Annotated in this window: 21 protein-coding genes; 10 read left to right on the forward strand and 11 right to left on the reverse strand. The window is 67.4% G+C overall.

The window, feature by feature from the left end:
- The first annotated feature begins 58 nt into the window (after positions 1 to 58).
- A complete protein-coding gene (locus G5A46_RS10920) occupies positions 59 to 832 on the forward strand; it encodes an IclR family transcriptional regulator (RefSeq protein WP_163849420.1) in 774 nt (257 codons plus the stop codon).
- 105 nt (positions 833 to 937) lie between these two features.
- Here G5A46_RS10920 and G5A46_RS10925 read toward each other — a convergent pair whose 3' ends face one another.
- The 5 genes from G5A46_RS10925 to G5A46_RS10945 all read right to left on the reverse strand — a co-directional run bounded on the left by G5A46_RS10925 (position 938) and on the right by G5A46_RS10945 (position 5,728).
- Positions 938 to 2,113, reverse strand: a complete 1,176-nt coding sequence (locus G5A46_RS10925; protein WP_163849421.1) for a dipeptidase — start codon at positions 2,111 to 2,113, stop codon at positions 938 to 940.
- Between the two features lie 126 nt (positions 2,114 to 2,239).
- Positions 2,240 to 2,506 carry a hypothetical protein gene (locus tag G5A46_RS10930; RefSeq protein ID WP_239520766.1) on the reverse strand — a complete coding sequence of 89 codons (267 nt, stop codon included), beginning with the start codon at positions 2,504 to 2,506 and terminating at the stop codon, positions 2,240 to 2,242.
- Between the two features lies 1 nt (position 2,507).
- Complete coding sequence (locus tag G5A46_RS10935; RefSeq protein ID WP_163849422.1) at positions 2,508 to 4,331, reverse strand: M3 family oligoendopeptidase; 1,824 nt, start codon at positions 4,329 to 4,331, stop codon at positions 2,508 to 2,510.
- Between the two features lie 161 nt (positions 4,332 to 4,492).
- Positions 4,493 to 5,434 (reverse strand): alpha/beta fold hydrolase, encoded by a 942-nt coding sequence (locus tag G5A46_RS10940; protein ID WP_163849423.1) that lies wholly within the window; start codon positions 5,432 to 5,434, stop codon positions 4,493 to 4,495.
- Positions 5,435 to 5,437: 3 nt separating this feature from the next.
- Positions 5,438 to 5,728: an SCP2 sterol-binding domain-containing protein gene (locus G5A46_RS10945; protein WP_163849424.1), complete on the reverse strand. Its 291-nt coding sequence runs from the start codon at positions 5,726 to 5,728 to the stop codon at positions 5,438 to 5,440.
- A gap of 102 nt (positions 5,729 to 5,830) precedes the next feature.
- On the opposite strand from G5A46_RS10945, the gene G5A46_RS10950 reads away from it, so the two are divergent.
- From G5A46_RS10950 to G5A46_RS10970, 5 genes are all read left to right on the forward strand, one after another.
- Positions 5,831 to 6,484 (forward strand): tetratricopeptide repeat protein, encoded by a 654-nt coding sequence (locus G5A46_RS10950; protein WP_239520767.1) that lies wholly within the window; start codon positions 5,831 to 5,833, stop codon positions 6,482 to 6,484.
- A 24-nt stretch (positions 6,485 to 6,508) separates the two neighbouring features.
- The gene (locus G5A46_RS10955) at positions 6,509 to 9,592 is read left to right on the forward strand and encodes a helicase-related protein (protein ID WP_163849425.1); all 3,084 of its coding nucleotides are present in this window, start codon (positions 6,509 to 6,511) and stop codon (positions 9,590 to 9,592) included.
- Positions 9,593 to 9,598: 6 nt separating this feature from the next.
- A complete protein-coding gene (locus G5A46_RS10960) occupies positions 9,599 to 9,982 on the forward strand; it encodes an RNA-binding S4 domain-containing protein (RefSeq protein ID WP_163849426.1) in 384 nt (127 codons plus the stop codon).
- A gap of 66 nt (positions 9,983 to 10,048) precedes the next feature.
- Entirely contained in the window at positions 10,049 to 10,387 is a 339-nt protein-coding gene (fdxA, locus tag G5A46_RS10965; RefSeq protein WP_163849427.1) for a ferredoxin FdxA, read from the forward strand.
- A 219-nt stretch (positions 10,388 to 10,606) separates the two neighbouring features.
- Positions 10,607 to 11,116 (forward strand): CarD family transcriptional regulator, encoded by a 510-nt coding sequence (locus tag G5A46_RS10970; RefSeq protein ID WP_163849428.1) that lies wholly within the window; start codon positions 10,607 to 10,609, stop codon positions 11,114 to 11,116.
- A 110-nt stretch (positions 11,117 to 11,226) separates the two neighbouring features.
- On the opposite strand, the gene cobS is transcribed toward G5A46_RS10970, so the two are convergent.
- Entirely contained in the window at positions 11,227 to 11,970 is a 744-nt protein-coding gene (gene cobS, locus G5A46_RS10975; RefSeq protein WP_163849429.1) for an adenosylcobinamide-GDP ribazoletransferase, read from the reverse strand.
- Positions 11,971 to 12,038: 68 nt separating this feature from the next.
- Between cobS and cobT the strand changes: the two genes are divergently transcribed.
- Complete coding sequence (gene cobT, locus G5A46_RS10980; protein ID WP_163849430.1) at positions 12,039 to 13,049, forward strand: nicotinate-nucleotide--dimethylbenzimidazole phosphoribosyltransferase; 1,011 nt, start codon at positions 12,039 to 12,041, stop codon at positions 13,047 to 13,049.
- Between the two features lie 40 nt (positions 13,050 to 13,089).
- Here cobT and G5A46_RS10985 read toward each other — a convergent pair whose 3' ends face one another.
- From G5A46_RS10985 to G5A46_RS11005, 5 genes are all read right to left on the reverse strand, one after another.
- Positions 13,090 to 14,046 (reverse strand): phosphoadenosine phosphosulfate reductase, encoded by a 957-nt coding sequence (locus G5A46_RS10985; protein ID WP_163849431.1) that lies wholly within the window; start codon positions 14,044 to 14,046, stop codon positions 13,090 to 13,092.
- A 201-nt stretch (positions 14,047 to 14,247) separates the two neighbouring features.
- Positions 14,248 to 15,315: a glycosyltransferase family 2 protein gene (locus G5A46_RS10990; RefSeq protein WP_163849432.1), complete on the reverse strand. Its 1,068-nt coding sequence runs from the start codon at positions 15,313 to 15,315 to the stop codon at positions 14,248 to 14,250.
- Between the two features lie 3 nt (positions 15,316 to 15,318).
- The gene (locus tag G5A46_RS10995; RefSeq protein WP_163849433.1) at positions 15,319 to 17,658 is read right to left on the reverse strand and encodes a glycosyltransferase family 2 protein; all 2,340 of its coding nucleotides are present in this window, start codon (positions 17,656 to 17,658) and stop codon (positions 15,319 to 15,321) included.
- The gene (locus tag G5A46_RS11000) at positions 17,655 to 18,308 is read right to left on the reverse strand and encodes a sulfotransferase family protein (RefSeq protein ID WP_338050030.1); all 654 of its coding nucleotides are present in this window, start codon (positions 18,306 to 18,308) and stop codon (positions 17,655 to 17,657) included. Before G5A46_RS11000 ends, G5A46_RS10995 begins: the two co-directional genes overlap by 4 nt.
- Entirely contained in the window at positions 18,305 to 19,348 is a 1,044-nt protein-coding gene (locus G5A46_RS11005) for a glycosyltransferase family 2 protein (protein WP_163849434.1), read from the reverse strand. Before G5A46_RS11005 ends, G5A46_RS11000 begins: the two co-directional genes overlap by 4 nt.
- A 410-nt stretch (positions 19,349 to 19,758) precedes the next feature.
- Between G5A46_RS11005 and G5A46_RS11010 the strand changes: the two genes are divergently transcribed.
- From G5A46_RS11010 to G5A46_RS11020, 3 genes are all read left to right on the forward strand, one after another.
- Entirely contained in the window at positions 19,759 to 21,531 is a 1,773-nt protein-coding gene (locus G5A46_RS11010; RefSeq protein WP_163849435.1) for an OmpA family protein, read from the forward strand.
- 241 nt (positions 21,532 to 21,772) lie between these two features.
- Positions 21,773 to 22,753 carry an XdhC family protein gene (locus tag G5A46_RS11015; RefSeq protein ID WP_163849436.1) on the forward strand — a complete coding sequence of 327 codons (981 nt, stop codon included), beginning with the start codon at positions 21,773 to 21,775 and terminating at the stop codon, positions 22,751 to 22,753.
- Positions 22,750 to 23,748 carry a molybdopterin-binding protein gene (locus tag G5A46_RS11020; protein ID WP_163849437.1) on the forward strand — a complete coding sequence of 333 codons (999 nt, stop codon included), beginning with the start codon at positions 22,750 to 22,752 and terminating at the stop codon, positions 23,746 to 23,748. The genes G5A46_RS11015 and G5A46_RS11020 overlap by 4 nt, the downstream gene beginning before the upstream one ends.
- Positions 23,749 to 23,805 lie beyond the last annotated feature (57 nt).

Below are 23,805 nucleotides of genomic sequence, written 5' to 3' on the forward strand. Positions count from 1 at the left end.
ATGAACGGGCGGAGGTCAAGTCCTGCTTTTGCCGAACCTTGAAAGGGATGAAGTTTTCGTGACGCACAGCCCAACCCAAAAGCAGCACGCCCTGCATGTCGGCACCCTGGCCAAGGGGCTGAAGCTTTTGCGCGTTTTCGACGAATCACATGCCACGCTGTCGCTGAGCGAACTGGTCACCAGGACCGGGCTGGAAAAAAGCGCGGTGCAACGGCTGGCACATACGCTTCATGCGGAGGGAATGCTGGACCGCGATCCCGCAACGCGGCGTTACCGTCCTTCCCATGCCTGGCTTGAACTGGCCTATGCCTATTACTGGTCCGATCCGCTGATCGCCCGTGCCCTGCCGAAACTGGTGGATCTGTCGCAGGCCCTGGGGGAGACGGTGAACCTGTCGCAGATGTCGGGAGATCACATCATCTACTCGCTGCGCCTGCCCAGCCAGCGCACCCATTTCGCCGCCTCCATCGTCGGGCGCCGCCTGCCGGCACTGGCCACGGCCTCGGGGGGGGCGATGCTGTCGACCTGGCCCGAAGCTGAATGGCAGGCGGCCGTCACGGATTGGCCGGTGCATGGCATGACCGCGCGCACAGTGACCGACCGCGCGGAAATTCGCGCCCGGATTGCCCGCTCCAGCGCCGAGGGCTACATGATCACCGCCCACCAGATGATCCTGAACGAAATCAGCATCTCGGCCCCGATAAAGGGCGTCAGCGGCCGGTCGGAGGCCGCCGTGCAGGTCGCCGTGTCCGCGCATTCCTATGACGAGGCCCGTGTGCGCGCGGAAATCCTGCCCGCCGTTCTGGACACCGCCAACGGTATCCTGGCCTGAGCCGCATCGCCCGCCCGACCCCCGTGCGGGCGGTGCATTGCGCCCGCGGCAGGGGACGGGGCGCAGTCGCCCCCTCCCGATCGTCGGCCCGCCTGGGCCGCGGCCCTATTGCAGCCGTTCGCGCAGGACGCGCAGCATGTTGCCGCCCATGACCTTGGCGATGGTGCCATCGTCCAATCCGGCCTCCAGCAGCGCATGGGTCAACGCGGCCAGTTCCGAAGTGTCGAAGGCCGTTTCCACCGAACCGTCGAAATCCGAACCCAAGGATACATGATCGGCGCCCACCGTCTCCACCGCCGCCACGATCATGGCGGCGATGCCTTCGGGGGCGATGTTGTCACAGGCGACCTCGGCCCAGTAGCCCATGCCGATCACGCCACCGGTGGCGGCGATTTCCTGCATCAGATCATCGGTCAGGTTGCGGGTGACGGGACAATGACCGTGCAGGCCGCCATGGGACAGAACCAGCGGAATATCCGTCATCGCCAGCACGTCGCGCACCACCTGCGGGCTGGAATGTGCCACGTCCAGGATCATCGGCCGGGCAGCGACCTCGGCCACCACCGCGCGGCCGAACTCGGTCAGCCCGTCGCCGCTTTGTCCATGGAGGGATCCGCCCAGCTTGTTGTCAAAGAAGTGTTGCAGCGCGACAAGCCGATAGCCGGCCTGTTCCAGCCGGTCCAGGTTGGCCAGATCGCCCTCCAGCGGATGCGCCCCCTCGATCCCCAGAATACCGGCCACCTGATCGGATCCGCCGGCGCGGGCCGCCAGCACGGCGTCCAGATCGGCGCGATTGGTGACGATCTTCAGCATCTCCGGGGCCGCGGCTTCGAAACGGTGCAGTTTTTCCGCCTGGTAGAGCGCGCGTTCCAGCAGGCTGTTCCAGGTGCGTGGCGGCCACATCTGAACCACGGCGAGCGGGGTGATGTTGTCAAAGGCCTCCGTCGAATTCTCCTCGTAATTCTGGCCTGCCGGAGATTTGGTCACGGCGGTGAAGACCTGAATTGCGACGTTGCCTTCGATCAGGCGGGGCAGGTCGACCTGGCCGTAATCCGACCGCTCCGTCAGGTCGCGGTTCCACAGCAGCGGATCTGCGTGCCAGTCGCCGACCACCAGCGTGTCATGCAGCGCCCGCGCCGCGTCGGAGACGGGGTAGGGGTCATGGGCCAGAACTGAATTGCGGCCCTTTTCCAGTTGCGCCGGAACCAGGATCAGAACCCCGGCGACAGCTATCGCGATCACGATGATCAGCCCGACCAACAGGTTGCGCAGAAATCTCATGGCCATCCCTCCCTTGTGCCCTGCGGCGAAGCCTAGACGCGCCCTGGCGCCAGCTCCAAGGGGAACCCGACGTCACGGATGCTTGAGCGGGGCGGGGGGGGGAGATCGGCGAAGAGAGCGGGCGGATCAGCCCTGGCGAGGCGGATGCGGTGGCTGGCGCCAATTGCGCAGCCCGCGAAGGTCCAGCGCGACCAGCGCCAGGCCCAACGGCAGCATCCAGAAGCCCAGGATCGGCAGGAACCCGAACAGCCCGCCCAGAATCAGCAGCAGGCCCAGCACGCTGCGCACCACCGGCGGCAGAGTCCGCCGGGCGCGGACCTGGAACCGCGCCAGCCGCCCGCGCCATCCCCGGCGCAGGCCCTTGGGCGATCCGGGGCGGCGGGGCGGGGCCATCTCAGTCTTCCATGGCTTCCAGCTCATCGATCATCCCGGCGATCATCGACAGGCCCTTGTCCCAGAACGCCGGGTCAGAGGCATCGAGGCCGAAGGGCGCCAGCAATTCCTTGTGGTGTTTCGAACCGCCCGCCTTGAGCATGTCGAAGTACTTTTCCTGGAACCCGTCCGGCTGGTCCTGGTAGACGGCATAGAGCGCGTTCACCAGCCCGTCGCCAAAGGCATAGGCGTAGACGTAGAATGGCGAATGCACGAAATGCGGCACGTAGGACCAGAAGGATTCGTAGCCTTCCATGAAGTCGAAGGCCGGGCCCAGGCTTTCGGCCTGAACGGACATCCACAGCGCGTTTATGTCCTCTACCGTCAATTCGCCGCCGCGACGCGCCTCGTGCAGCTTGCATTCGAAATCGTAGAAGGCGATCTGGCGCACGACCGTGTTGATCATGTCCTCGACCTTGCCGGCCAGCAGGGTCTTGCGTTCCTCCTGCGTGGTGGCACGGTCCAGCAACGCGCGGAAGGTCAGCATCTCTCCGAAGACCGACGCGGTTTCCGCCAACGTCAGCGGGGTGGAGGACAGCATTTCCCCCTGTCCGGCCGCCAGTACCTGGTGCACGCCGTGGCCCAGCTCATGGGCCAGGGTCATCACGTCGCGCGGTTTTCCCAGGTAGTTCAGCATCACGTAGGGATGCACATCCGTGACGGTGGGGTGGGCGAACGCGCCGGGGGCCTTGCCCGGTTTCACACCCGCGTCGATCCACCCCTTGTCGAAGAAGGGCGCCGCGATGTCGGCCATGCGGGGATCGAACCCGGCATAGGCATCCATCACGGTCTGGCGCGCCTCGGCCCAATCGACGGTTTTCTGGGTCTCGCTGGGCAGGGGGGCATTGCGATCCCAGACCTGCATCCGGTCCAGTTCCAGCCATTTCCGTTTCAGCTCGTAATAACGATGGGACAGCTTCGGATAGGCCTGCACCACGGCGTTGCGCAGTGCCTCCACCACCTCGGGTTCGACGTGGTTGGACAGGTGGCGCCCGGTTTGCGGATTGGGCATTCCGCGCCAGCGGTCGATGACCTCCTTCTCCTTGGCCTGTGTGTTGTGGACCCGGGCAAAGATCCGCAGATTCTGCCCCAGCACGCGGGCCAGTTCGCGGGCGGCGGCCTCGCGTTTCCTGCGACAAGGGTCGGTCAGCAGGTTCAGCGTGCCTTCGATGTTCAGCTCGTCCTCCTCGACGACGAAGGTCAGGCCCGCGATCGTCTCGTCGAACAGCTTTTCCCAGGCGTCGCCGACAACCCCCAGATCATGCAGGAACTTTTCCAGCTCGTCGGACAGCTGGAAGGGTTTCATCGTGCGGATCCGGTCGAACACGGGCTTGTAGCGCGCCAATTCGGGGTCCTCGGCGAACAGCCCGTCCAGGTGGTCGTCCGGCAGGCGGTTGACCTCCAGCGTGAAAAACACCAGCGGCGTGGTAAAGGTGGTGATCCGGTCCTGCATGTCCGACAGGAATTTGGCGCGCTCGCCATCCGTCGTCATCTGGTAGTAGCGCAGGCCCGCAAAGGACATGATCCGCCCCGACACGGATTGGATGGTTTCGTTGCGCTTCACGCAATCCAGGAAGCCGGCGGCGTCGAGGCTGGCCAACTGCCCCTCGAAATCGTCGGCAAAGCTGCGGCAGGCCTGTTCCAGCCAGTCCAGATCGCGCTTCAGCTCGGTGGCGTCGGCTCCGGTGTACAGGTCCGACAGATCCCATTCGGGCAGATCGCCCAGCGGGGTATCGGATTGGCCGGTGGCCTTGGCGTCGTGGACGGGAAACGGGGTCGGGAACATGAGAAGCCTCGCCAGGTTACGGATCTTTCAGACATATTGTCATAGCCTTCGGACAACAAGGGAAGCCTGCGCGCTAAATCCGGCCCGTTCGGCGCGCCGGACAGGTCGGCTGCGTCGGGCGCCCCATGCCGCGCCGAGGGATCGGCGCGGGCGGGGGCGGGTCAGTCAGGGCCGTGCGCGTCGAAATGCGCCACCGCCATGTCAAAGACACGGGTCCGGGTGGCGGGGTCTTCCATCATCACCTCGTGGCGACCGCCCGGCAGCATCTCCAGCCGTCCACCGGGCCAGCCGTCCATCCGCGCGCGGATCCGGTCGGCGGAGACGATTTCCTCGTCCGTGCCCAGAAAAGTCAGGCCGGGCACATCCGGCGCGGGCAGGCGGGACAGGCGCCGGGTCTCGAACAGGGCTTCGTACAGCCAATGCATCGTCGGCCCGCCCAACCCCAGTTCGGGATGCGCGCGGGTCTGGCGCTGCATGTAGTTGTACATCTCCGTATCGGTGGTCAGCTTGTTGTCCTCGAATGTCTCGGCCAGCACGTAGCTTTCGGCCTTGGTGCCCGGAGACAGCCGTTCGCCCAACCCCAGCCGGGCAGACGCGGCTGACAGCGCCCAGGCCACCGGCCGCAGGGCCAGCGGCAATTCGATGCCCCACATCGGCCCGGTGAACGCGGCAGAGGCGACGGGCAGCCCCTCCATCAGCGCGCGCAGCCCGATGGCGCCACCCATGGAATGGCCCACCAGGTGCCAGGGCGCGGGCAGGTCCAGGCCGGGCATTGCGGCCACGACCGCCGCGGCATCGGCCTGATAATCCGAGAAATGGCCGACGTGACCCACCGCCGGATCGCCCGCGACCCGGTCGGCCAGCCCCTGGCCGCGCCAGTCGACGGCCAGCGTGGCATAACCCCGCATCGCGAAATCGGCGGCGGCGCGGCCGTATTTCTCGATGTATTCGGTGCGGCCGGGGAACAGCAGAACCGTCCCCCGTGCTCCGTCGCAGGGCCAGTACCCGACCCGGATGCGCACGCCGTCCGACGCGGTCAGCCAGACGGCGCGGCCCCCGGCGGGGCCCTCATCGACATCTGCGTGAAACGGTGCCTGCGTCATTGGTCAGGCCAGCGCCGCGCCCAGCTGCATCGCCTTGCCCATGTCGCCATCGACCGCCAGATCGCCCGACATGAAGGCGGAGGTGGCGTTGACTTCGCCGGACACGATGCCCTCGAACGTCTCGCGGGAGGCGGTCAGGGTCACGTCGGCGTCCTCATCGGCGGCGCGGGCGCCGGCGCTGTCCACGAAAACCGCGCCTTCGCCTTCGATGACGAACTTGGCGGTGCCGTCGATACCTTCGCCGCCCAGCTTCTCGTTCAGGGCGGCCACGGCCTTGTCGATCGTCTCGCTCATGATCTTGTCCTTCACATTTGCGCCAAGGGGCTGGTCACGCCCGTGGCCTGCGTTACACTCCGTGTCGATATGGTAGCATTCTTTCCCACTGGCAAAGGTTTCATGACGGTTTGTGCCGCAGCGTCACTGGCGCTGGCGGTGCCCGCAGGGCTGCCCGCCTTCGCCCAGGAGGTGCCCCCGCCCGAGGACGCGCCGATGCGGGACCGCGCCGCACCAGCGGACCGGATGGCCCCCGAAGGCGCCGTCCCCCCAGATCCTTCTCCGGAGGAGGGCGCGCGCCGCGATGACGTGCCCGCGCTGATGGCCCGCCTGCGTGAGGCCGATCCGGCAGAGGCGCGCGGGATAGACCGGGAATTGCGGCTGATCTGGTCGCGCTCAGGCTCCGCCGCGATGGACCTGCTGCTGCAACGCGGGCGCGATTCGCTGGATGCGGGGGATTTCCCCACCGCCATCGGCCACCTGTCGGCGCTGATCGACCACGCCCCCGATTTCGCCGAAGCCTACCACGCCCGCGCCCAGGCCTATTTCCGGTCGGAGGAATTCGGCCTGGCGCTTGCCGATCTGCAACAGGCGCTGGCGCTCAACCCCGATCATTTCGCCGTGGTCTACGGCATGTCCGTCATCCTGGAGCAGATCGGCCGGGAGGCGGAGGCGCATGACGGTTTCAGCGCCATCCTGGACATCTACCCGGCGCATCGAGACGCGGCCGAGGGCCGGGACAGATTGTCCCGCGCCGTCACCGGGTTGGACATCTGACGCGCGCGCGTATAGGCGAATTTCATGGCCCTTCCGCGCAAGGTGTCGGCCGTTCTCGGTCCGACCAACACTGGCAAGACTCACTACGCGATCGACCGGATGCTGGGATACCGCACCGGGATCATCGGGCTGCCCCTGCGGCTGCTCGCCCGGGAAGTCTATGATCGCATCGTCGCCGTGCGCGGCCCCTCGGTCGTGGCGCTGGTCACGGGGGAGGAACGGATCGTGCCGCCGCGCACGCAATACTGGGTCTGCACGGTCGAGGCGATGCCCGAGGGGATGGGCACCGATTTCCTGGCCGTCGACGAGATCCAGCTTTGCGCCGATCCTGAGCGGGGCCATGTCTTCACCGACCGGCTGCTGCGCGCGCGCGGCACTCACGAGACACTGTTCCTGGGCGCCGAAACCATGCGCAGCGTCATCGCCGCGCTGGTGCCTGAGGCGGATTTCATGCACCGCGAACGGATGTCGCATCTCAGCTATGCCGGCTCCCGCAAGATCAGCCGGATGCCGGCGCGTAGTGCCATCGTCGGGTTTTCCGTCGACAATATCTATGCCATGGCGGAACTGATCCGCCGGCAGAAGGGCGGCGCGGCGGTGGTGATGGGCGCGCTCAGCCCGCGCACGCGCAACGCGCAGGTGGACCTGTACCAGAACGGGGATGTGGATTACCTGGTGGCCACCGACGCCATCGGCATGGGGTTGAACCTCGACGTGAATCACGTCGCCTTTTCCGCCCTGTCGAAATTCGATGGCCGCCGGATGCGCCAGCTGGCCCCGAACGAACTGGCGCAGATCGCCGGGCGCGCCGGGCGCGGCATGTCGGACGGCACCTTTGGCGTGACAGGAGAGGCCCCGCCCCTGGATGAGGAAGTCGCCGAGGCGATCATGGAGCATCGCTTTACCCCGATCCGCAAATTGCTGTGGCGCAATTCGGACCTGTCCTTCGGTCACGTCGATGCGCTGATCGCCTCGCTCGAACGCGGGCCTGCGGACGAGCGGCTGATGAAGGCGCGCGATGCCGATGACCTGATCGCGCTGAAATCGCTGGCCGCCGATGTCGAAACCCGCGCGCGCGCCTCCGATCCGCGCGCGGTGCGGCTGCTGTGGGATGTCTGCCGGATTCCCGATTTCCGGGGCATCAGCCACGCCGAACATGCCTCTCTGCTGGAGACGATATTCGGCCACCTGCATGAACGCGGCCACATTCCCAATGATTGGATCGCGCGACAGGTGAACCGTATTGACCGCACCGACGGGGATATCGATACACTTTCGAAACGATTGGCCTATATCCGCACTTGGACCTATGTGGCGCAACGCAACGGGTGGGTGCACGACGAAAGTCATTGGCGCGGCGAGACCCGCGCGGTAGAAGACCGCTTGTCGGATGCGCTTCACGCGCGGCTGACTCAGCGATTTGTGGACCGGCGCACCTCGGTTTTGTTGCGCCGGCTCAAACAGAAGGAGGCCCTCTTGGCCGAAGTGAATGACAACGGTGACGTGACCGTCGAAGGCGAATTCGTCGGACGGCTGGAGGGATTCCGCTTCCGGCAGGACAAGGACGCATCGGGCCAGGAGGCAAAGACGTTGCGCCAGGCCAGCTTGCAGGCGCTGCAACCGCAGTTCCATCTGCGCGCGGATCGGTTCTACAACGCCCCCGATACCGAGATTGATTTCACCGAACAGGGTGGCCTGATGTGGGGCGACCAGGCGGTGGGCAAGCTGATCGCGGGCGCAGAGCCGCTGAAGCCGCAGGTCAGCGCTTTCGTCGATGACGAGGCCGGGCCTGAGGTCGCCCAGAAAGTGCAGCGCCGCCTGCAACATTTCATCGACCGCAAGGTCGCCGCCCTGATGGAGCCGTTGCTGAACCTGCAACACGACGAGGCGCTGACCGGGCTGGCGCGGGGCTTTGCCTTCCGCATGGTCGAGGCGTTGGGTATCCTGCCGCGCGGCGATGTCGCCGAGGAGGTCAAGGCGCTGGATCAGGAGGCGCGCGGCGCCCTGCGCAAGCACGGGCTGCGCTTCGGCCAGTTCACCATCTTCCTGCCGCTGCTGCTGAAACCCGCGCCGACCCGGCTGCGGCTGGTGCTGTGGTCGCTGTCCCAGGGGCTGGACGAATTTCCGGAGGCGCCGCCGCCCGGTCTGGTCACGGTGCCCGCGCCACGCGACGTGCCGCAGGGCTATTTCGCCATGGCGGGCTACCGTGCGGCCGGGGATCGCGCGATCCGCATCGACATGCTGGAGCGCCTGGCGGACATGCTGCGCGGTGAAGACAGCCGTGGCGGGTTCGAGGCCAAGGCCGACATGCTGTCGATCACCGGCATGACGCTGGAACAATTTGCGGAGCTGATGCAGGGTCTTGGCTACAAGGCCGAGAAGGGCGAGCGGGCAAAGCAGCGCGCGGTGGCCGAACCCGCGACGCAACCGCAGGCGACCCCTGCCGCGGAGGGGAAAGCTCCCTCCGAAAACAAGGGGCTGGCAGGTGAAGTTGATGCAAAGGGTGAAGGTGGCAGCACCTCGTCCGACGCGACGGCGGAGCCTACAGCCGTGACGGAAGCACCCGCCCTGGACGCCCCTGCGGAGGACGCCACAACCCCGGCCCAGCCGCCGGAGGAGAGCGCGACCATGCCTGTCTCCGAAGTTGAGGCCGTGCCGGAGGCCGCTGGTGCGGAGACCGGCGCCGAAGCCGCGACCACGGCTGAGACGCCGACAGATGCAGCGCCCGCTGAGACCACGCCAGATGCGTCCGCCGAGGGCGCCCCCAAGGAAGAGGAGACGGAGGTTTTCTTTACCTTCACCTGGGGGGGGCGTGCCGGGGGCCGCGGCCGTCAGGGCGACGGTGCCCAGCGTGGCCGGGGCCGCAACCGCTCTGCCGGGAACCAGTCCGCTGGCGGCAAGGGCGATGGCAAGGGCCGTGGCGATCGCGGCAATGACCGCAACGGCGACAAGCCGGGTGGAAAGCCTCGGGGCAAGCCGCGCGGCAAGGGGCAGGGCCCCCGCGAGGACAAGGCCAAGACCTACCAGGCGCGGCCGCCGCGCAAGGAACAGAAGATCGACCCGGACAATCCCTTTGCCGCGCTGGCGGCCTTGAAGGGCAAGCAATAGACGGCCATGGCCGGGGACGAAAAACTGCGGATCGACAAGTGGTTGTGGCAGGCGCGGTTCTTCAAGAGCCGCAGCCTGTCCGCCGCCTGTGTCACTGGTGGGCATCTGCGGATCAATGGTCAGCGCACGGTCAAGGCTTCGCATGGGGTGGGACCGGGCGATGTGCTGACCTTCTCCCAGGGGCAGGTGGTGCGCGTCATCCGGGTGGAGGCCCTGGGCACCCGGCGCGGCCCGGCGCCCGAGGCGCAGGCGCTGTACTTTGACCTGGACCCGCCGCAGGACAAGGCCCCCGCCGACCCGCCCCCGATCGCCCGGATGGAGGGCAACGCCCGCCCGACCAAGCGGGATCGGCGCAAGTTGCAGCAGATCCGCAAGACCGAGATCGACTGACCCGGGTTGAATGATCCCCGAGGCTGGATTAGCTAGGCCGCAAGAGGCCCGAGCCGCGAGAGAATGATGACCTATATCGTCAACGACAACTGCATCGCCTGCAAATACACTGACTGCGTTGAAGTCTGCCCTGTGGATTGTTTCTACGAGGGGGAAAACATGCTGGTGATTCACCCCGACGAATGCATTGATTGCGGCGTCTGCGAGCCGGAATGCCCCGCCGACGCGATTCGGCCGGATACCGAGCCTGACATGGAAAAATGGGTCGAATTCAATCGGAAGTATTCCGAGATGTGGCCGGTGATCATCACCAAGAAAGACCCGCTGCCGGAGGCCGACGCCCGCGATGGGGAGCCCGGCAAACTGGAGAAGTATTTCTCCGAAACCCCTGGCGAGGGCGGCTGAGCCAGGGTCGCATTGCGGCGCAGTTTGCACACCCCTTTGATTCGGGGTGATTCTGTGTTATACGTTCACGCTACGTATGAACAAGACTGCCTGCTCTCGTTTCCGGTTGCTGCCTGCCGGACGACGTTCATCTGACGAAATTCGCGATCGTATCGGCGTTGCACACAGCGCCTGCGGTCCTCGTTTCGTCCGGACGTGGGCGTTAGAGGAAGAAACTCTATGACAAAAGCCAAGAAACCCGAATTCCGTCCGAACGATTATGTCGTCTATCCTGCGCATGGGGTGGGTCAGATCATCTCTATCGAGGAGCAGGAGATCGCCGGCATCTCCATGGAGTTGTTCGTCATCTCCTTTGAAAAGGACAAGATGACCCTGCGCGTCCCGACGCACAAGGCGACGGAGATCGGGATGCGGTCCCTGTCCACCCCCGATGTGGTATCCAAGGCGATGACCACGCTGAAGGGCAAGGCCAAGGTCAAGCGCGCCATGTGGTCCCGCCGCGCGCAGGAATACGAACAGAAGATCAATTCCGGCGATCTGATCGCCATCGCTGAGGTCGTGCGTGACCTGCATCGCAGCGATGATCAGCGGGAGCAGAGCTATTCCGAACGCCAGCTGTACGAAGCGGCGCTGGAACGGCTGACCCGCGAAGTCGCGGCTGTGTCCGGCGGGGATGAGGTCGCGGCGGCAAAGCAGGTGGATGAGGTTCTCGTCTCCCGTGCAGCCTGACGCGAAAGGGTGAAGACCCGGTAAAGATCCGAACAAGCCGTGGCCCCGTGCTGCGGCTTTTTCACGTCCCGGGGGGCGGCGGGGGGCACGCCTTCAGGCTCTGCCGGGCATCAGACCATCAATGCAGCCAGGATCGCGATCTCCGCCACCTGTTGCGCGGCGCCCAGCACGTCGCCGGTCTGACCGCCGATCAGCCGCCGGGCCCGCACCGCCAGCGCCAGCACCGCGACGCCGGCCAGCAACCCGGCTGCCAGCATGTCGCGCAGCCCTGCCGTGGCCAGTACCACGGCCAGTCCCAGCCCGACGGCCAGCGCCGCATCGCCCCCGCGCACCCGGCCCATGCCGCGCGCCAAACCGTCGGCGCGGGCAAAGGGCAGCACTGCCATCAGCGGCACCATGGCGCTGCGCGACAGGGCAAAGACGCCCAGCACCGCCCAGCCGCCACCCGGTTGCGCCAGCACCAGGGTCAGACCGTACCACCGCGCCAGAAGCGCCAGCATCAGCGCCACCGCGCCGTAGCTGCCCAACCGGCTGTCGCGCATGATCTCCAGCCGGCGCGCGCGGTCGGCCTGAACGCCGAATCCGTCCGCGCAATCGGCCAGCCCGTCCTCGTGCAGCGCGCCGGTCAGCCAGACCGACAGGCCCAGCACCACGATCGCCGCGCCACCCGACGGCAGGCCCAGCCGCAGCGCCAGCATTCCCGCCAGGGCCGCAAGCGCGCCCAGCACCAGCCCCGCCAGCGGATAGGCCCAGGCCGCCCCGGCGCCGCGGGGCGCGTGGTCGGGCAGCGGCAACCGGCTGAGCAATCCAAGCGCGGCGAGCAGATCGGCGGGGGCATATCGGGCAGGGGTCATTTCAGCTTGCTCCGCACGGGGGACAGATTAGACAGGTCGGATCCTATACCAGATGCGGAGCCAGCGCGATGTCCGACCCCTTTGCCACCTTCACCGCGTTTGCCGAGGTCTTGCGCGCCGCGCCCGGTCCCGATTCCGGCGCTGCTGCCGGCGCGTCGGCGCGCAACGGTCAGCTGACCAAGCCCCCCGGCGCCCTGGGCCGGCTGGAGGATCTGGCGGAGTGGTATGCCGGCTGGCGCGGCGACCCAAGGCCCCGGATCACCGCGCCGCAGGTGCTGATCTTCGCGGGGAATCACGGGGTTGCAGCGCGCGGTGTCTCGGCCTTCCCGGCGGAGGTGACGGCCCAGATGGTGCTGAATTTCCAGGCGGGTGGGGCGGCGATCAACCAATTGTCCGACCTGCATGGCGCGGCCATGTCGGTCCATCCGCTGGCGCTGGACCGTCCCACCGCCGATTTCACCCAGGGCCCGGCGATGACCCAGGCGGACTGCCTGGCCGCCTTGCGCACCGGCTGGGACGCGGTGGATCCGCAGGCCGATCTGCTGATCACCGGAGAGATGGGGATCGGCAACACCACGTCGGCGGCGGCCATGGTCCATGCGCTGTTCGGCGGCGCGGCGGCGGAATGGGTCGGGCGCGGCACCGGCGTGGATGCCGAAGGGCTGGCCCGCAAGGCCGAGGTCGTCGCTGCGGGCGTGGCCGCCAACCGTCCCGTCGGCGGGTTGGAGGTGCTGCGCTGCCTGGGCGGACGGGAAATCGCGGCCATGGCGGGGGCCATCGCACGGGCGCGGCTGCTGCGCATCCCGGTGCTGCTGGATGGGTTCATCTGCTGTGCCGCCGCCGCCGCGCTCGCCGATGTGGTGCCCGGTGCGCTGGATCATGCGCTGGCCGGTCATGTCAGTGCCGAGGCCGCGCATCCTGCGCTGTTGTCCCGGCTGGGCAAGACGCCGTTGCTGTCGCTGGATCTGCGCCTGGGCGAAGGCTCCGGCGCTGCGCTGGCCCTCGGGGTGCTGAAGGGGGCGATTGCCTGCCATTCCGGCATGGCGACCTTTGCCGAGGCGGGGGTGAGCGGCGGCTGATCGCGCAGGCCCGCCGTCGCGCTGGCTGTCCCTGCGGACCCTATTCCGGCGCGGCGTCGTCCCGAAGCGGGCGGTCGGCGTTTTCGAACCGTTCCAAACGTTTGCGGAACCGGGGCATAGACAGCCGGTCCGACACATTGGCACAGAGGTAATAGACCAGCCGTTCCCGCTCCTCCGTCTCCAGATGGCCAAGGAGACTGCGCAGGTAGGGCGGATGGTCGCGCCGGGCGCGGTGCAAGACGGCAAAGCGCGCGGGCGTCAGTTCGCCCAGCATTGCGGCCTCCAGCAGGGGGTAGAACATGCCCATGCGCAGAAGGCTGCCTTGCAGCGCCTCGCCCATGAAGGGAAGGCGCAGCTTGGTCACATGGGGGCGGGTGAACAGGGCGGCATGCATGGCGTCCATATCGTGACGCGGATCGTAGAGCACATGCACGCGCTCGGCGGCGTCGATCATGTCGGGGGCATAGCCGTAGCGATCGGTAAAGGAGGTCCGGCGCATGTGGCTGAACCTGTCGTCCCATTCGGTCACGCGCGGATCCAGCGTCGCCTGCGGCTGCACTGCCACCACCCGCGCCCCAGGGGCTGCTACGGAAAAAGCGCAGGCGGCATAGGCGCAGGGCCCGGCGCCGTAGAACAGCACCTGGTCGAATTCCTCGAAGATGCCGTCGTCGATCAACCGGTCAAAGAAGGCATAGACGCGTGGGTTGCGGAACCAGGTGTCGCCGTCCGATGCCAGGCACATATGCGACCAGCCGTGGTCGCGTACCATGGTCCAGCCCAGCGGCTGGGCGCCCTCGTTCAGCGATTGCATGCCCTGGATCGTTTCAAACGACACCAGAAGCGACCGTCCACCGTCGATCATGGCGGCGAAATGGCGCTTGCCCAGCGGTTGGAAATGGCCGGCCTCCCGACTGACGGCCATCAAGGCGCGCAGCCAGTCCGCCCGGGAAAGATGTGACAGGGATGCGGAAAGATCGACGGGTGAATCCTGCGCCATGTGGTCTGCCTCGCGTATCTGGCTACCGGGCCGTGGCCGGTCCTGGTGATTGTCCCGGTCCCGGTTTTTCGGACCGATTGTCCGGCCGTTCTTCCGCAGGCGCGCCGGGGGCGGGATCGGCCACCGCATGCGCGCCGGGGTGAAGGGTCAGGCTAGCGGCGGATTCGGGCATAAACTGGGAAAACTTCATGCAACTTGTTGTCACTTTTCCGGGCGTGCCTCCGCCTCTCTCCGGGCGCGCGCCAGGTTGGCGTGATGCACCATGAAGCGCGCTGCCTCCGGGGGCAGGGGGCGGGTCGGGCCGGTCATCAGCAGACGGCCGAACAGGGCGCGAAAGGGTTCTGACCCCATCAGTTCGGTGAACCGCGCCTTGCGCCAGGCGACGGCGGCGGCGTGCAGGCGGGCCAGCGTCGCATCGGCCAGCAATTCGGCGCGGGCGGCCTGCATCCGGGGGGCAAGCGCGGCGATGCTTCGGTCTTCGTCCGTGTTGAAATTGCGATCCACCCAGTAATCCACGTCCAGCATGTCGGCATCATGCACCGCGCGTCCGCGATCGGCCTTCAGCACGTAGCTTTCCATCGCGCCCAGCGGATAATGGTTCAGCTGCGCCAACCCGAAATTGGGCCGTCCATAGGGGGAGAAGATGCGCCCGCTGCGAAACGCCGCATCCAGCTCCCGGCCATGCCCGTCGAACCAGCGCGCGCTGTCCAGGCGGTCGGGAGCCGGGGCGCGGGGGCGGTGGACGCCGGGTTTGGCATATATGCCGTCATTGCGATATAGCGTCTTGAACATCGCCGCGCGCCAGGGCCAGTGGATGACCTCCGGCGCGGCGCGGGTGAAGATTTCGGTGACCGGGCGGTCGTCGTAATGGATCTGGCCAGCATTGCCGAACAGCCGCCAGGTCAGGGTGATCGCGGTGGCTTCGGGCAGGGCGGCCAGCAGATCGGGAATGCGGCGCGCCCCGACATGGATGTTGACGAATTCGTCCACGTCCAGTGGCAGGATCCAGTCGGCGCGGCGCGTGATCTCCAGCCCGGCGGCCTGTTTCAGGGCGGTGAACTGGATGCCGCCCTTGTCATGCGGGCCGTCGTTGCGGATGTGGGTCAGCTGACCCATCGCCTGCAACCGGTCCAGCATTGCATCGGTGCCATCCTGGCAATTGTTTGAAAACACCAGAAAATCCGTAATTCCACAGGCGCGATGATGGGCCAGCCATTCCAAGAGGAACGCGGCCTCGTTGCGCAGGGTCAGGATGGCGAGGATGCGCATGGCTCAGCTTTCCAGGTCCAGCGCCAGGGCGTAGGCCACGCGCTCTGCCGCCGTCAGGCGCAGGGCGATGGCCTGCTGGTAGAGATCCTCGAATTCCGGTGTCGCGTGCAGTTCGACGGCCTTGGCCCGGTGCCAGTCGAATCCGTCGCGGTGCAGCTGCGCCAGCGGGGCGTCCTGCATCAGGCGGTCTATCTCGGCGCGGGTGCGGGGCACGTTGCGCTTGATCGTGATGTCGCGGAAATCGCACCAATCCATGCGGATCCAGTAGTTCAACCCGATGGAGCGGTCGACATGCAGCGCCCGGCCCCGCTGGCGTTTCACCAGGTAGCTCTCGGCGGAGCGCAGGGCGTAATGGTTCAGTTGCAGCAAGTCATAGCCGATGGTCTTTTTCGACGACCGCCAGCCGTTCTTCAGTACCTCCCTGGTCATCGGCGCGCCCGAGCCGTTCACCCACAGCACCTGGTCGGTCCTGTCTTCGTCCAGCTTGTTCGGGCGGTGACAGGACAGTTTCGCGTAGGCACCGATATTGCGGTACATCGTCTTGAACCCCCAGACGGTATGCGGCTTGGGGCAGAATTTCGGGGCGCAGCTGTCGAACTGGTCAATCACCAGGTCATCGCGCAGGTCGGTCACGCCGTTGTGGCCGAACAGCCGCCAGGTCATCGCCACGTTGGTCGCGCCCGGCACCCGGTCGAAGAAATCGGCCAGCGTGCCATTGCCGCAGCGCACGTTGACGAATTCGTCAACGTCGAAATGGGCGATCCACTCGGCGTTCTGCACCACAGGTTCGGTCAGCGCGTTGTCCAGCGCCCATTGCTGCGGGGAATTGCCCTTCCAATCGTTGTTGTTGCGGTGATGGACCACGCCCAAGTGGTCCAGCCGGTCCAGGATCGCATCGGTCCCGTCGCTGCAATCATTGGTGTAGATCAGGAAATTGTCGAACCCCACGGCGCGGTGATAGGCGATCCATTCCAGGATATAGGGGGCCTCGTTCTTCATGCAGGCGACGGCGACATTGCCGGTGCTGCCCGGCGGCAGGGTGCGGGGCGCGGCAGGAGTGTAGGCGGGGGCCGCGGCTTCCTCCGCCAGGCGGCCGATATCGTTGTGCGGCTTGAAGCTGGAGGTCTGGAGGGCGTGGAATTTCTCAACCGCCAGGGGCGGCAGGGCCTGCTGCCCTCCAGGGGAAAGGGCAGCCGTCGGCGCGTCCGCCGTGTCGGGGCGCTTTTCGGCGGTGGCCTCGGCGGTGGCGCGGTCGATCCGCCAGAGATTGGCGAGCAGGTATTGCGAGGGACGATAGCCCCGCGTCGGGTCGGCTTCTGCCCAGGTCTGGCCGCCGGTCGGCGGCGGCGGGGTCAGGGGGAAATCGGCCAGGGCGGGATGGGCGGCGCGCAGCGTGGAATCCTGCGGGGCAAGGCGCTGCACCATGTCCGACAGCGCGGCAGGGTCCAGCGGCGGGCCGGGGATGAACACGTCCTCCAGCAGCGCGGACCACAGCTTGCGCGGCAGAACCCGCGTCCGGTCAGAGAGATGGCGCAGCAGCAGGTCGTTCATCTGCCGCGCGCGGGTGACAAATGCCGCAGGGGGCTGCGCGGGGGCGGCGGTTGGCTCGGCCTTGCCGATCTGGTCGGGAATGTCGAAGGCGGCGCGCAGTTCCGCTGTCACCTTGGGGCCATGGAGGCGGTCGGGCAGATAGGGCCGCAGCCGCGTCGCACCGGCGCCGAAGATACCGTCCCAATGGGCCACCAGCCGCGCGTAATCCAGCCAGAAAACCGGGGTCTGGATGCGCTGGAACCGACCGGCCACGGGATCGGCCTCCGGGGCCAGTGCCAGGCAGGCGTCCCACCAATCGGCACCCTGCGGCAGGTCGCGTTCCAGGTCCAGCGGTCGGGCGCGGCCCTCCATCACCTGCTGGGCATAGCTGCGGGCCAGAAGCCGGGCGCGGTCGTCGACCCAGGCGGTGACACTGATGTCGCCGGACAGCGGCGCCAGCAGCGCCCGCAGGCGCTCCAGCTCCGACGGGCGGGTCAGGCCGCTGGCCAGTTGGCTGGCCGACAGGATCAGCACGTCGGGGCGATGGGTCTCCACCTCTCGCAGCAATCCACGCTGGACATCCTCCCGCAGGGTCTGCTGTTTCTCGGCGGTGACATACCCCCGGTTGAAGCGCAGCGGATCCACGGCCTGCGGATCGGAGACGGCCATGAACAGGCGGGTGTGGTTGCGGGGGCCGGGGGCGCGTGGGAACAGAACGCCCCTGGCCAAAAGCTGGTCCCGCTTGTCCGCCAGCACGCGTTGCAGGCGCAGGGCGCCGGTCTGGTCGGGGCCGATATGCAGGTGGATCTTCATGCTGGTCCCTCCTGGTGCATGGCGGCCGGATCGCGCCGTTGCGCATTCTCGTTGGCGCGGCCCCACCATGGCAGATCCAGCCCCAGATGCGCTGCCAGCCGTGCCTGCGCGTCGGGGGCGGCGATGTCCAGTTCCAGGTAGGCGGGATCGCCTGCGAAAATCTGCTCCAGATGTGCGTAATGCCCGTCGATCCAGCGCGTCAGCTCGGCCTGCGTGGTGCCAAAGCCGCTGGGAAGACCGGGAATATCGGCATCGGGCAGACGCTTGGCCATGTTGGTCCAGCGCATCATCGATCCGGCAAGTGCGCCGGCGTCGCGGCGGGTGGCGGTGAATTTCACCTGCGGGTGACGCGCGCGCAGCGCGGCGATCAGGGCGTGATCCATCTGCGGCCAGGCCGAATGTCCGCCCTTGAGGAACGAGGCCTCGGCCACGGCGTCGAACTCTCCCAGCAGATGCAGCGGATCGCCGGTGGCAAAGAACCCGCGATACAGAACCAACCCGACGAAATTGCGCCACAGCGCCGGGTCGGCGGTCTGGCCGCGCCGGATGCGGTGGTCGGCCACGGCCAGCCCGGCGGCTTTCATCGCCTCCGCGAAGGTGGTCGTGCCGCTTTTCGGCAGGCCAAGGTTGATCACGCGCATCCGGCTCATCCCGTGCCCTCCGGAAGGAGACCCAGGCGGTGCAACAGCGCCTCCTCCTGCGGGGGCAGGGTGGAGACGGCGCGCAACTGCGCCTGCATCGCCTGGTAGGCGGGCAGCGCCAGCAGCGCGTCGCGGCAGGCGCGGTGCTGGATCACGGCCTCCGCATGCAGGCTGTCGATGCGGGGCAGTGATTTCAGCGCCGCGATCTCGGCCTCCAACCGGGGCAGATAGCGTTGGATGCTTTGGTCCTGATAGGCGACATCGGCGCGCTCGCGCCAGTAAGTGTTGTCAAAGGCGCGGTTTTCGCGGTTCACGTCGCCCCGGTCGTTTTTCACCAGATAGCTGTCCAGAGAGCGCAGCGCGTAATGGTTCAACGTCGCCAGGTCGCGCGCACCCTGGGCCGGGAACTTGCGGATGCGGCGGTCGTTGGCGGCCACCAGGAACTTGTGCGGCACCGGGCGACCCGATCCGTCGGTCCAGGCGGGGCGGCGGCGTGGCGGCAGCGTCTTCTTGAAGAACGGGCGATGCGCGCCGTAATATTGCAGCGGGAAATCTTTGCGGACCAGGGACTTGACCTCGATTGCCTTTTCCCCGCACCAGATGTCGGGATTGTGCGACCGGGTGAATTGTTCAATCACTGGGCGGTCGGCAAAGGCGTCGATACCGTCATTGCCGAAGAACTGGAAGGTGACGGAAATCGCCTGCGGGTCGCCACAGGCGGCGATCAGCGCCGGGATCGTGTGGTCGCCTGTATGGATGTTCAGGAACTCGTCCACATCGGCGATCCAGACCCAATCGGCGCCGGTGACGATGTCGTGTCTGCGCGAATCCTTCAGGGCCTCCATCTGGTAGTTGCGCCCCTGGGCGGGGTTGGGCAGGTGGCGCACCACGCCGTGCCCGTCCAGCGCATCCAGCATCCGGTCAGTCGCATCGGTGCAATCGTTGGAATAGATCAGGAAATCGGTCACGCCCAGCAGTCGGTTGAAGGCGATCCATTCCAGCAGGAAGGGGCCTTCGTTCTTGACGCAGGTGATGGCGGTGATCTTCATCGCGACGCGCGCGCCTGACGCTTGATTCTGGTCATGTCTGTGCCCTGCTCGCTATGCGGGTCGCCCTGACGGAGCGCCGCGATCCTGGTCCCGTTTCCCGCGCCACCCACCGTTGGGTGGTATCATGCCGGGCCGGTGTTTCGCCAATGTTTCGGTGACCAGAATGGCGAATTTAGGGCGGTTTGCCGACCTCCTCCGGGCCGGCGGGCCAGGGGTGAACGGTCAGGGGCCGGGCAAGGGCGGGCAGGATCGGGGCCGGTCCCGCAGCGTGTTTTCGCCGGTGGCGGTCAGGATCATTTGCGCCGCGATGAAACCCGATGCGCCGCTGGCGCGTTCTGAGTTCAAAGCGATCCCTCCCGCCCATACCGGGTGCGGGCCACCGGGAAGCCGCAAAAAGGAGTATCTACAGGATGAAACAACGGTTTCTGAAATCCACGACGGCGATCGCCCTTGCGGTTGCGGTTGCAATGCCCGCTCCGATCCTGGCGCAGGACGACGATCTGGCCAACCGGATCGAGGAATTGCGCATCCAGTTGCAGCAGATGGAGTCGAGCGAGACCGGAGTAGACAGTGACCGGATCACCTCGGCCGACAGCATGGGCGAAGCGCTGAGATCCCAGATCGACGAGCTGGAGGCGGAGTTGGCCCGCCAGCAGGAAGCCGAAGCGCAAGCCGCAGCGGAGGCCGAGGCGACTGAGCAACCTGCCGAGGATGCCCCGGCCGAGGAAACCGCCGAACAGCCTGCGGAGGATGCCCCGGCCGAAGAAACCACCGAACAACCTGCGGAGGACGCCCCGGCCGAAGAAACCACCGAACAACCTGCGGAGGACGTTCCCGCTGAGGAAACCACCGAACAACCTGCGGAGGATGCCCCGGCCGAGGAGACCGCCGAGCAGCCTGCGGAGGACGTCCCGGCCGAGGAGACCGCCGAACAGCCTGCCGAGGATGCCCCGGCCGAGGAGACCGCCGAACAGCCTGCCGAGGATGCCCCGGCCGAGGAGACTGCCGAGCAACCCGCCGAGGACGCCCCGGCCGAAGAAACCGCCGAACAGCCTGCGGAGGAAGACTCCGCCCAGGACGAGGTCGTCCAGCAGGACAGCGAAGCCCAGGCCCAGGCCGAAGCCGAAGCCGCCCAGCAGGCAACCGAAAGCATGGCCGCGCAGGGCGGCGACGCCGCCGAAGTCCGTGAAGAGCAGGTGACCGAGGAAACCGCCCGCTCTGCCGAGGAGGATTTCGACACTTCCGTCAGCGGCGAGGCCAATGCCGAGGCGCAGGCCGATACCAATGACGAGGACCGGGGCCTGTCCACGGCGGGCAAGGCCGCTCTGCTGGGGCTGGGCGCACTGGCCGTGGGTCAGGTGCTGAAATCGGGCGAAAAGGTCGTGACCAATTCCGGTGACCGCGTCGTGGTCGAGGAAAACGGCCGCTACCGCGTGCTGAAGGATGACGACGCCCTGCTGCGCCGTCCCGGCTCGGACGTGAAGACCTATGCCTTTGACGACGGCTCCACCCGGACCGTGGTGACGCGCGAGAATGGCGCACAGGTCGAAACCATCCGCTCTGCCGATGGGCGCGTGCTGCGCCGGACCCGTATCCTGCCCGACGGGCGGGAGGTCGTATTGTTCGACGATACCCGCCAGGTCGCCGATGTGGATGTGAACGAGCTGCCCCAGGTTCGCGAAAGCGACGGGGTCGATATGGCCCGCGCCGACGAGACCTCCCTGCGCCGCGCGCTGGAGGCCGAACTGGCCCGTGACGTGAACCGGACGTTCTCCCTGTCGCAGGTGCGCAATATCGACAGCGTGCGCGCCTTGGTTCCGGAAATCGAAGTGGACACCATCAATTTCGACACCGGCTCCGCCGCGATCCGCCCCGAAGAGGCGGAGGAACTGGCAGAGCTGGGTACCCTGATGCGCGACCTGATCGACCGCAACCCGCAGGAGGTGTTCCTGATCGAAGGCCATACCGACGCCGTGGGCAACGCGGGCTACAACCTCGCGCTCTCCGACCGGCGGGCGGAAACCGTGGCGCTGGCGCTGACGCAATATTTCGACGTGCCGCCGGAAAACATGGTGGTGCAGGGCTATGGCGAAAGTGATCTGAAGATCCGCACCAGCGATGCCAATCGCGAAAACCGCCGCGCCGCCGTGCGCCGCATCACCCAGTTGCTGACCGAAAGCTGACCGGCCCGACCCCGCGCCGCCCGGCCCGGCCTGTGCGGGTTCAGACCATGATAAGGGGCCGTCCCACTGGGGGCGGCCCTTGTCATGTTCGCCCCTCTGGCCCGCCTTCCTGCCCGCTCCCTTGACCTGCACTGGCCGGGCCAGGGCGCGGCGAGAGCGCCTCAAATTGGCGGTTGCGCCGCCCGAAGCCATGCCTAAGCTGCCCCAACCACATGCCCCGTCAGACCGAAAGGAGCCCCTCATGGACCGTTTCGATACTGCGCCCGAACAGGCGCTGGCGTGGTTTCGCGCTGGCCAGGGGGCCGCGTTGGCCACGGTGGTGGACACCTGGGGCAGTGCCCCGCGCCGCGCCGGCAGCACGCTTGCGGTCAGCGCCGAAGGGGAGATGACCGGTTCCGTTTCCGGGGGCTGCGTAGAAGGCGCCGTGGTGATGGAGGCGCTGGAGGCGATGGAAACCGGGGAGACCCGGCTGCTCAGCTACGGGGTGTCGGACGACGATGCCTTTGCCGTCGGGCTGGCCTGCGGCGGCACGATCCGGGTGCTGGTGCAGCCGGTGGGCGCTGCCCCCTCCGGCCTGACGGAGGCCACGCTGGCCGATCTTTGTGCCGCGCGCGGTGCCCGCCGCGCCGTGGCGTTGGTCACCGATCTGGAAGATCACAGCAGCCGCGTGGCCACGCCCGACGCCCATGCCGACCGGTTTCGCATGGACCGCTCCGGGGTGGAGGAGGACGGCCGCAGCTTCGTCGCCATCCATAACCCGCCGCTGCGGTTGCTGTGTGTCGGCGCGGTACATATCGCGCAGGCGCTGCTGCCGATGGCACGCATCGCCGGGTTCGACCCGGTGGTGATCGACCCGCGCCCGGCCTTCGCCAGCCCGGCGCGGTTTCCCGGCGAGCGTCTGCTGGACGATTGGCCCGACGCTGCGATCAAGGCCGAGGCGCCGGACGCCCGCACGGCGGTGGTGCTGCTGACCCATGACCCGAAACTGGACGATCCCGCGCTGCTGGCCGCGCTGGAAACGGATGTGTTCTACATCGGTGCGCTCGGCTCGACCCGCACCCATGCCAAGCGGACAGCCCGCCTGGCGGAGGCCGGGATCCCGCCGGAGCAGATCGGACGCATCCACGCGCCCATCGGTCTGGACCTCGGCGCGGCCACCCCGGCAGAGATCGCGACCGCCACGCTGGCGGAACTCATCCGTGTGTTGCGGCGCGGCGCATGATCTTCGGTCCCGTACCGCTGGATCAGGCGCAGGGTGCCATCCTGGCCCATTCCATCGCCTTGCCCCAGGGGCGCCTGCGCAAGGGGCAGCGGCTGGACGCGGCGGCTCTGCGCGCGCTGGGGGAGGCCGGGTTCGATCAGGTCACGGCGGCGCGCCTTGCCCCCGATGATGTCGCCGAAGACGCTGCCGCCACGCGCCTGGCCGCCGCCCTGGCCCCCGACCCGGAGGCGCTGGGTCTGCGGTTGGGCAGCGCGGCCACGGGGCGGGTCAATGTCACGGCCGCCGGGGCGGGGGTGATGCGGATCGACCCCGCGATCGTGGCGGCGGTGAATGGGGTGCACCCGATGATCACCCTGGCCACCCTGCCGGAATGGCAGCGGGTCATCGCCGGGACCATGGCCGCGACGATCAAGATCATCTCCTATGCCGTACCGGGCGCCGCGCTGGACCGCGCCTGCGCCGTGGCGGCGGGCGGGGCGCTGCGGCTTTGCCCCCCGGTGATCGCCCGCGCCGCCTACGTGGAGACGTTGGTCGAGGGGCAGGATACCCTGTCAACCAAGGGAGAGGCCGCGATCCGCACTCGGCTGGACCGGCTGGGCGTCGCCATGACCACGCCGCAGCGCATCCGCCACCGCCGCGCCGACCTGGCCCGCGCCATCGCCGAAGCGGAGGGGGAGGCGGTGCTGATTCTGACCGGCTCTGCGACTTCCGATCCCGATGACCTGGCCCCGGCCGCCCTGCGCGACGCGGGCGGCGAGGTGATCCATTTCGGAATGCCTGTCGATCCGGGGAACCTGCTGTTCTTTGGCAGCCATGCCGGGCGCCCCGTGATCGGATTGCCGGGCTGCGCCCGGTCGCCTGCGCTGAACGGCGCGGACTGGGTGTTGGAACGGCTGCTGTGCGGGGTTCCCGTCACTCCGCAGGGCATCGCCGCGATGGGCGTCGGCGGCCTGCTCAAGGAAATCCCGACCCGCCCCCGCCCCCGCGAAGGGTAGCCGCGCAGCCGGTTGCCGACGCTGCTGAATATGGGTGATTGCTCTGGGCTCTGGTTT

The organism is Pseudooceanicola aestuarii (genome assembly GCF_010614805.1).
Lineage (GTDB): Bacteria > Pseudomonadota > Alphaproteobacteria > Rhodobacterales > Rhodobacteraceae > Pseudooceanicola > Pseudooceanicola aestuarii.

What these genes read in the sequence shown, in the direction of transcription:
- G5A46_RS10940 (WP_163849423.1), bottom strand. Translation starts at nt 5,434, where the DNA reads ATGACGCAGGCACCGTTTCACGCAGATGTCGATGAGGGCCCCGCCGGG.
- G5A46_RS10985 (WP_163849431.1), bottom strand. Translation starts at nt 14,046, where the DNA reads ATGGCGCAGGATTCACCCGTCGATCTTTCCGCATCCCTGTCACATCTT.
- G5A46_RS10935 (WP_163849422.1), bottom strand. Translation starts at nt 4,331, where the DNA reads ATGTTCCCGACCCCGTTTCCCGTCCACGACGCCAAGGCCACCGGCCAA.
- G5A46_RS10945 (WP_163849424.1), bottom strand. Translation starts at nt 5,728, where the DNA reads ATGAGCGAGACGATCGACAAGGCCGTGGCCGCCCTGAACGAGAAGCTG.
- G5A46_RS11020 (WP_163849437.1), top strand. Translation starts at nt 22,750, where the DNA reads ATGATCTTCGGTCCCGTACCGCTGGATCAGGCGCAGGGTGCCATCCTG.
- G5A46_RS10970 (WP_163849428.1), top strand. Translation starts at nt 10,607, where the DNA reads ATGACAAAAGCCAAGAAACCCGAATTCCGTCCGAACGATTATGTCGTC.
- G5A46_RS10930 (WP_239520766.1), bottom strand. Translation starts at nt 2,506, where the DNA reads ATGGCCCCGCCCCGCCGCCCCGGATCGCCCAAGGGCCTGCGCCGGGGA.
- fdxA (WP_163849427.1), top strand. Translation starts at nt 10,049, where the DNA reads ATGACCTATATCGTCAACGACAACTGCATCGCCTGCAAATACACTGAC.
- G5A46_RS10925 (WP_163849421.1), bottom strand. Translation starts at nt 2,113, where the DNA reads ATGAGATTTCTGCGCAACCTGTTGGTCGGGCTGATCATCGTGATCGCG.
- G5A46_RS11010 (WP_163849435.1), top strand. Translation starts at nt 19,759, where the DNA reads ATGAAACAACGGTTTCTGAAATCCACGACGGCGATCGCCCTTGCGGTT.
- G5A46_RS10990 (WP_163849432.1), bottom strand. Translation starts at nt 15,315, where the DNA reads ATGCGCATCCTCGCCATCCTGACCCTGCGCAACGAGGCCGCGTTCCTC.
- G5A46_RS11015 (WP_163849436.1), top strand. Translation starts at nt 21,773, where the DNA reads ATGGACCGTTTCGATACTGCGCCCGAACAGGCGCTGGCGTGGTTTCGC.
- G5A46_RS10960 (WP_163849426.1), top strand. Translation starts at nt 9,599, where the DNA reads ATGGCCGGGGACGAAAAACTGCGGATCGACAAGTGGTTGTGGCAGGCG.
- G5A46_RS11000 (WP_338050030.1), bottom strand. Translation starts at nt 18,308, where the DNA reads ATGAGCCGGATGCGCGTGATCAACCTTGGCCTGCCGAAAAGCGGCACG.
- cobS (WP_163849429.1), bottom strand. Translation starts at nt 11,970, where the DNA reads ATGACCCCTGCCCGATATGCCCCCGCCGATCTGCTCGCCGCGCTTGGA.
- G5A46_RS10950 (WP_239520767.1), top strand. Translation starts at nt 5,831, where the DNA reads ATGACGGTTTGTGCCGCAGCGTCACTGGCGCTGGCGGTGCCCGCAGGG.
- G5A46_RS10955 (WP_163849425.1), top strand. Translation starts at nt 6,509, where the DNA reads ATGGCCCTTCCGCGCAAGGTGTCGGCCGTTCTCGGTCCGACCAACACT.
- cobT (WP_163849430.1), top strand. Translation starts at nt 12,039, where the DNA reads ATGTCCGACCCCTTTGCCACCTTCACCGCGTTTGCCGAGGTCTTGCGC.
- G5A46_RS10995 (WP_163849433.1), bottom strand. Translation starts at nt 17,658, where the DNA reads ATGAAGATCCACCTGCATATCGGCCCCGACCAGACCGGCGCCCTGCGC.
- G5A46_RS11005 (WP_163849434.1), bottom strand. Translation starts at nt 19,348, where the DNA reads ATGAAGATCACCGCCATCACCTGCGTCAAGAACGAAGGCCCCTTCCTG.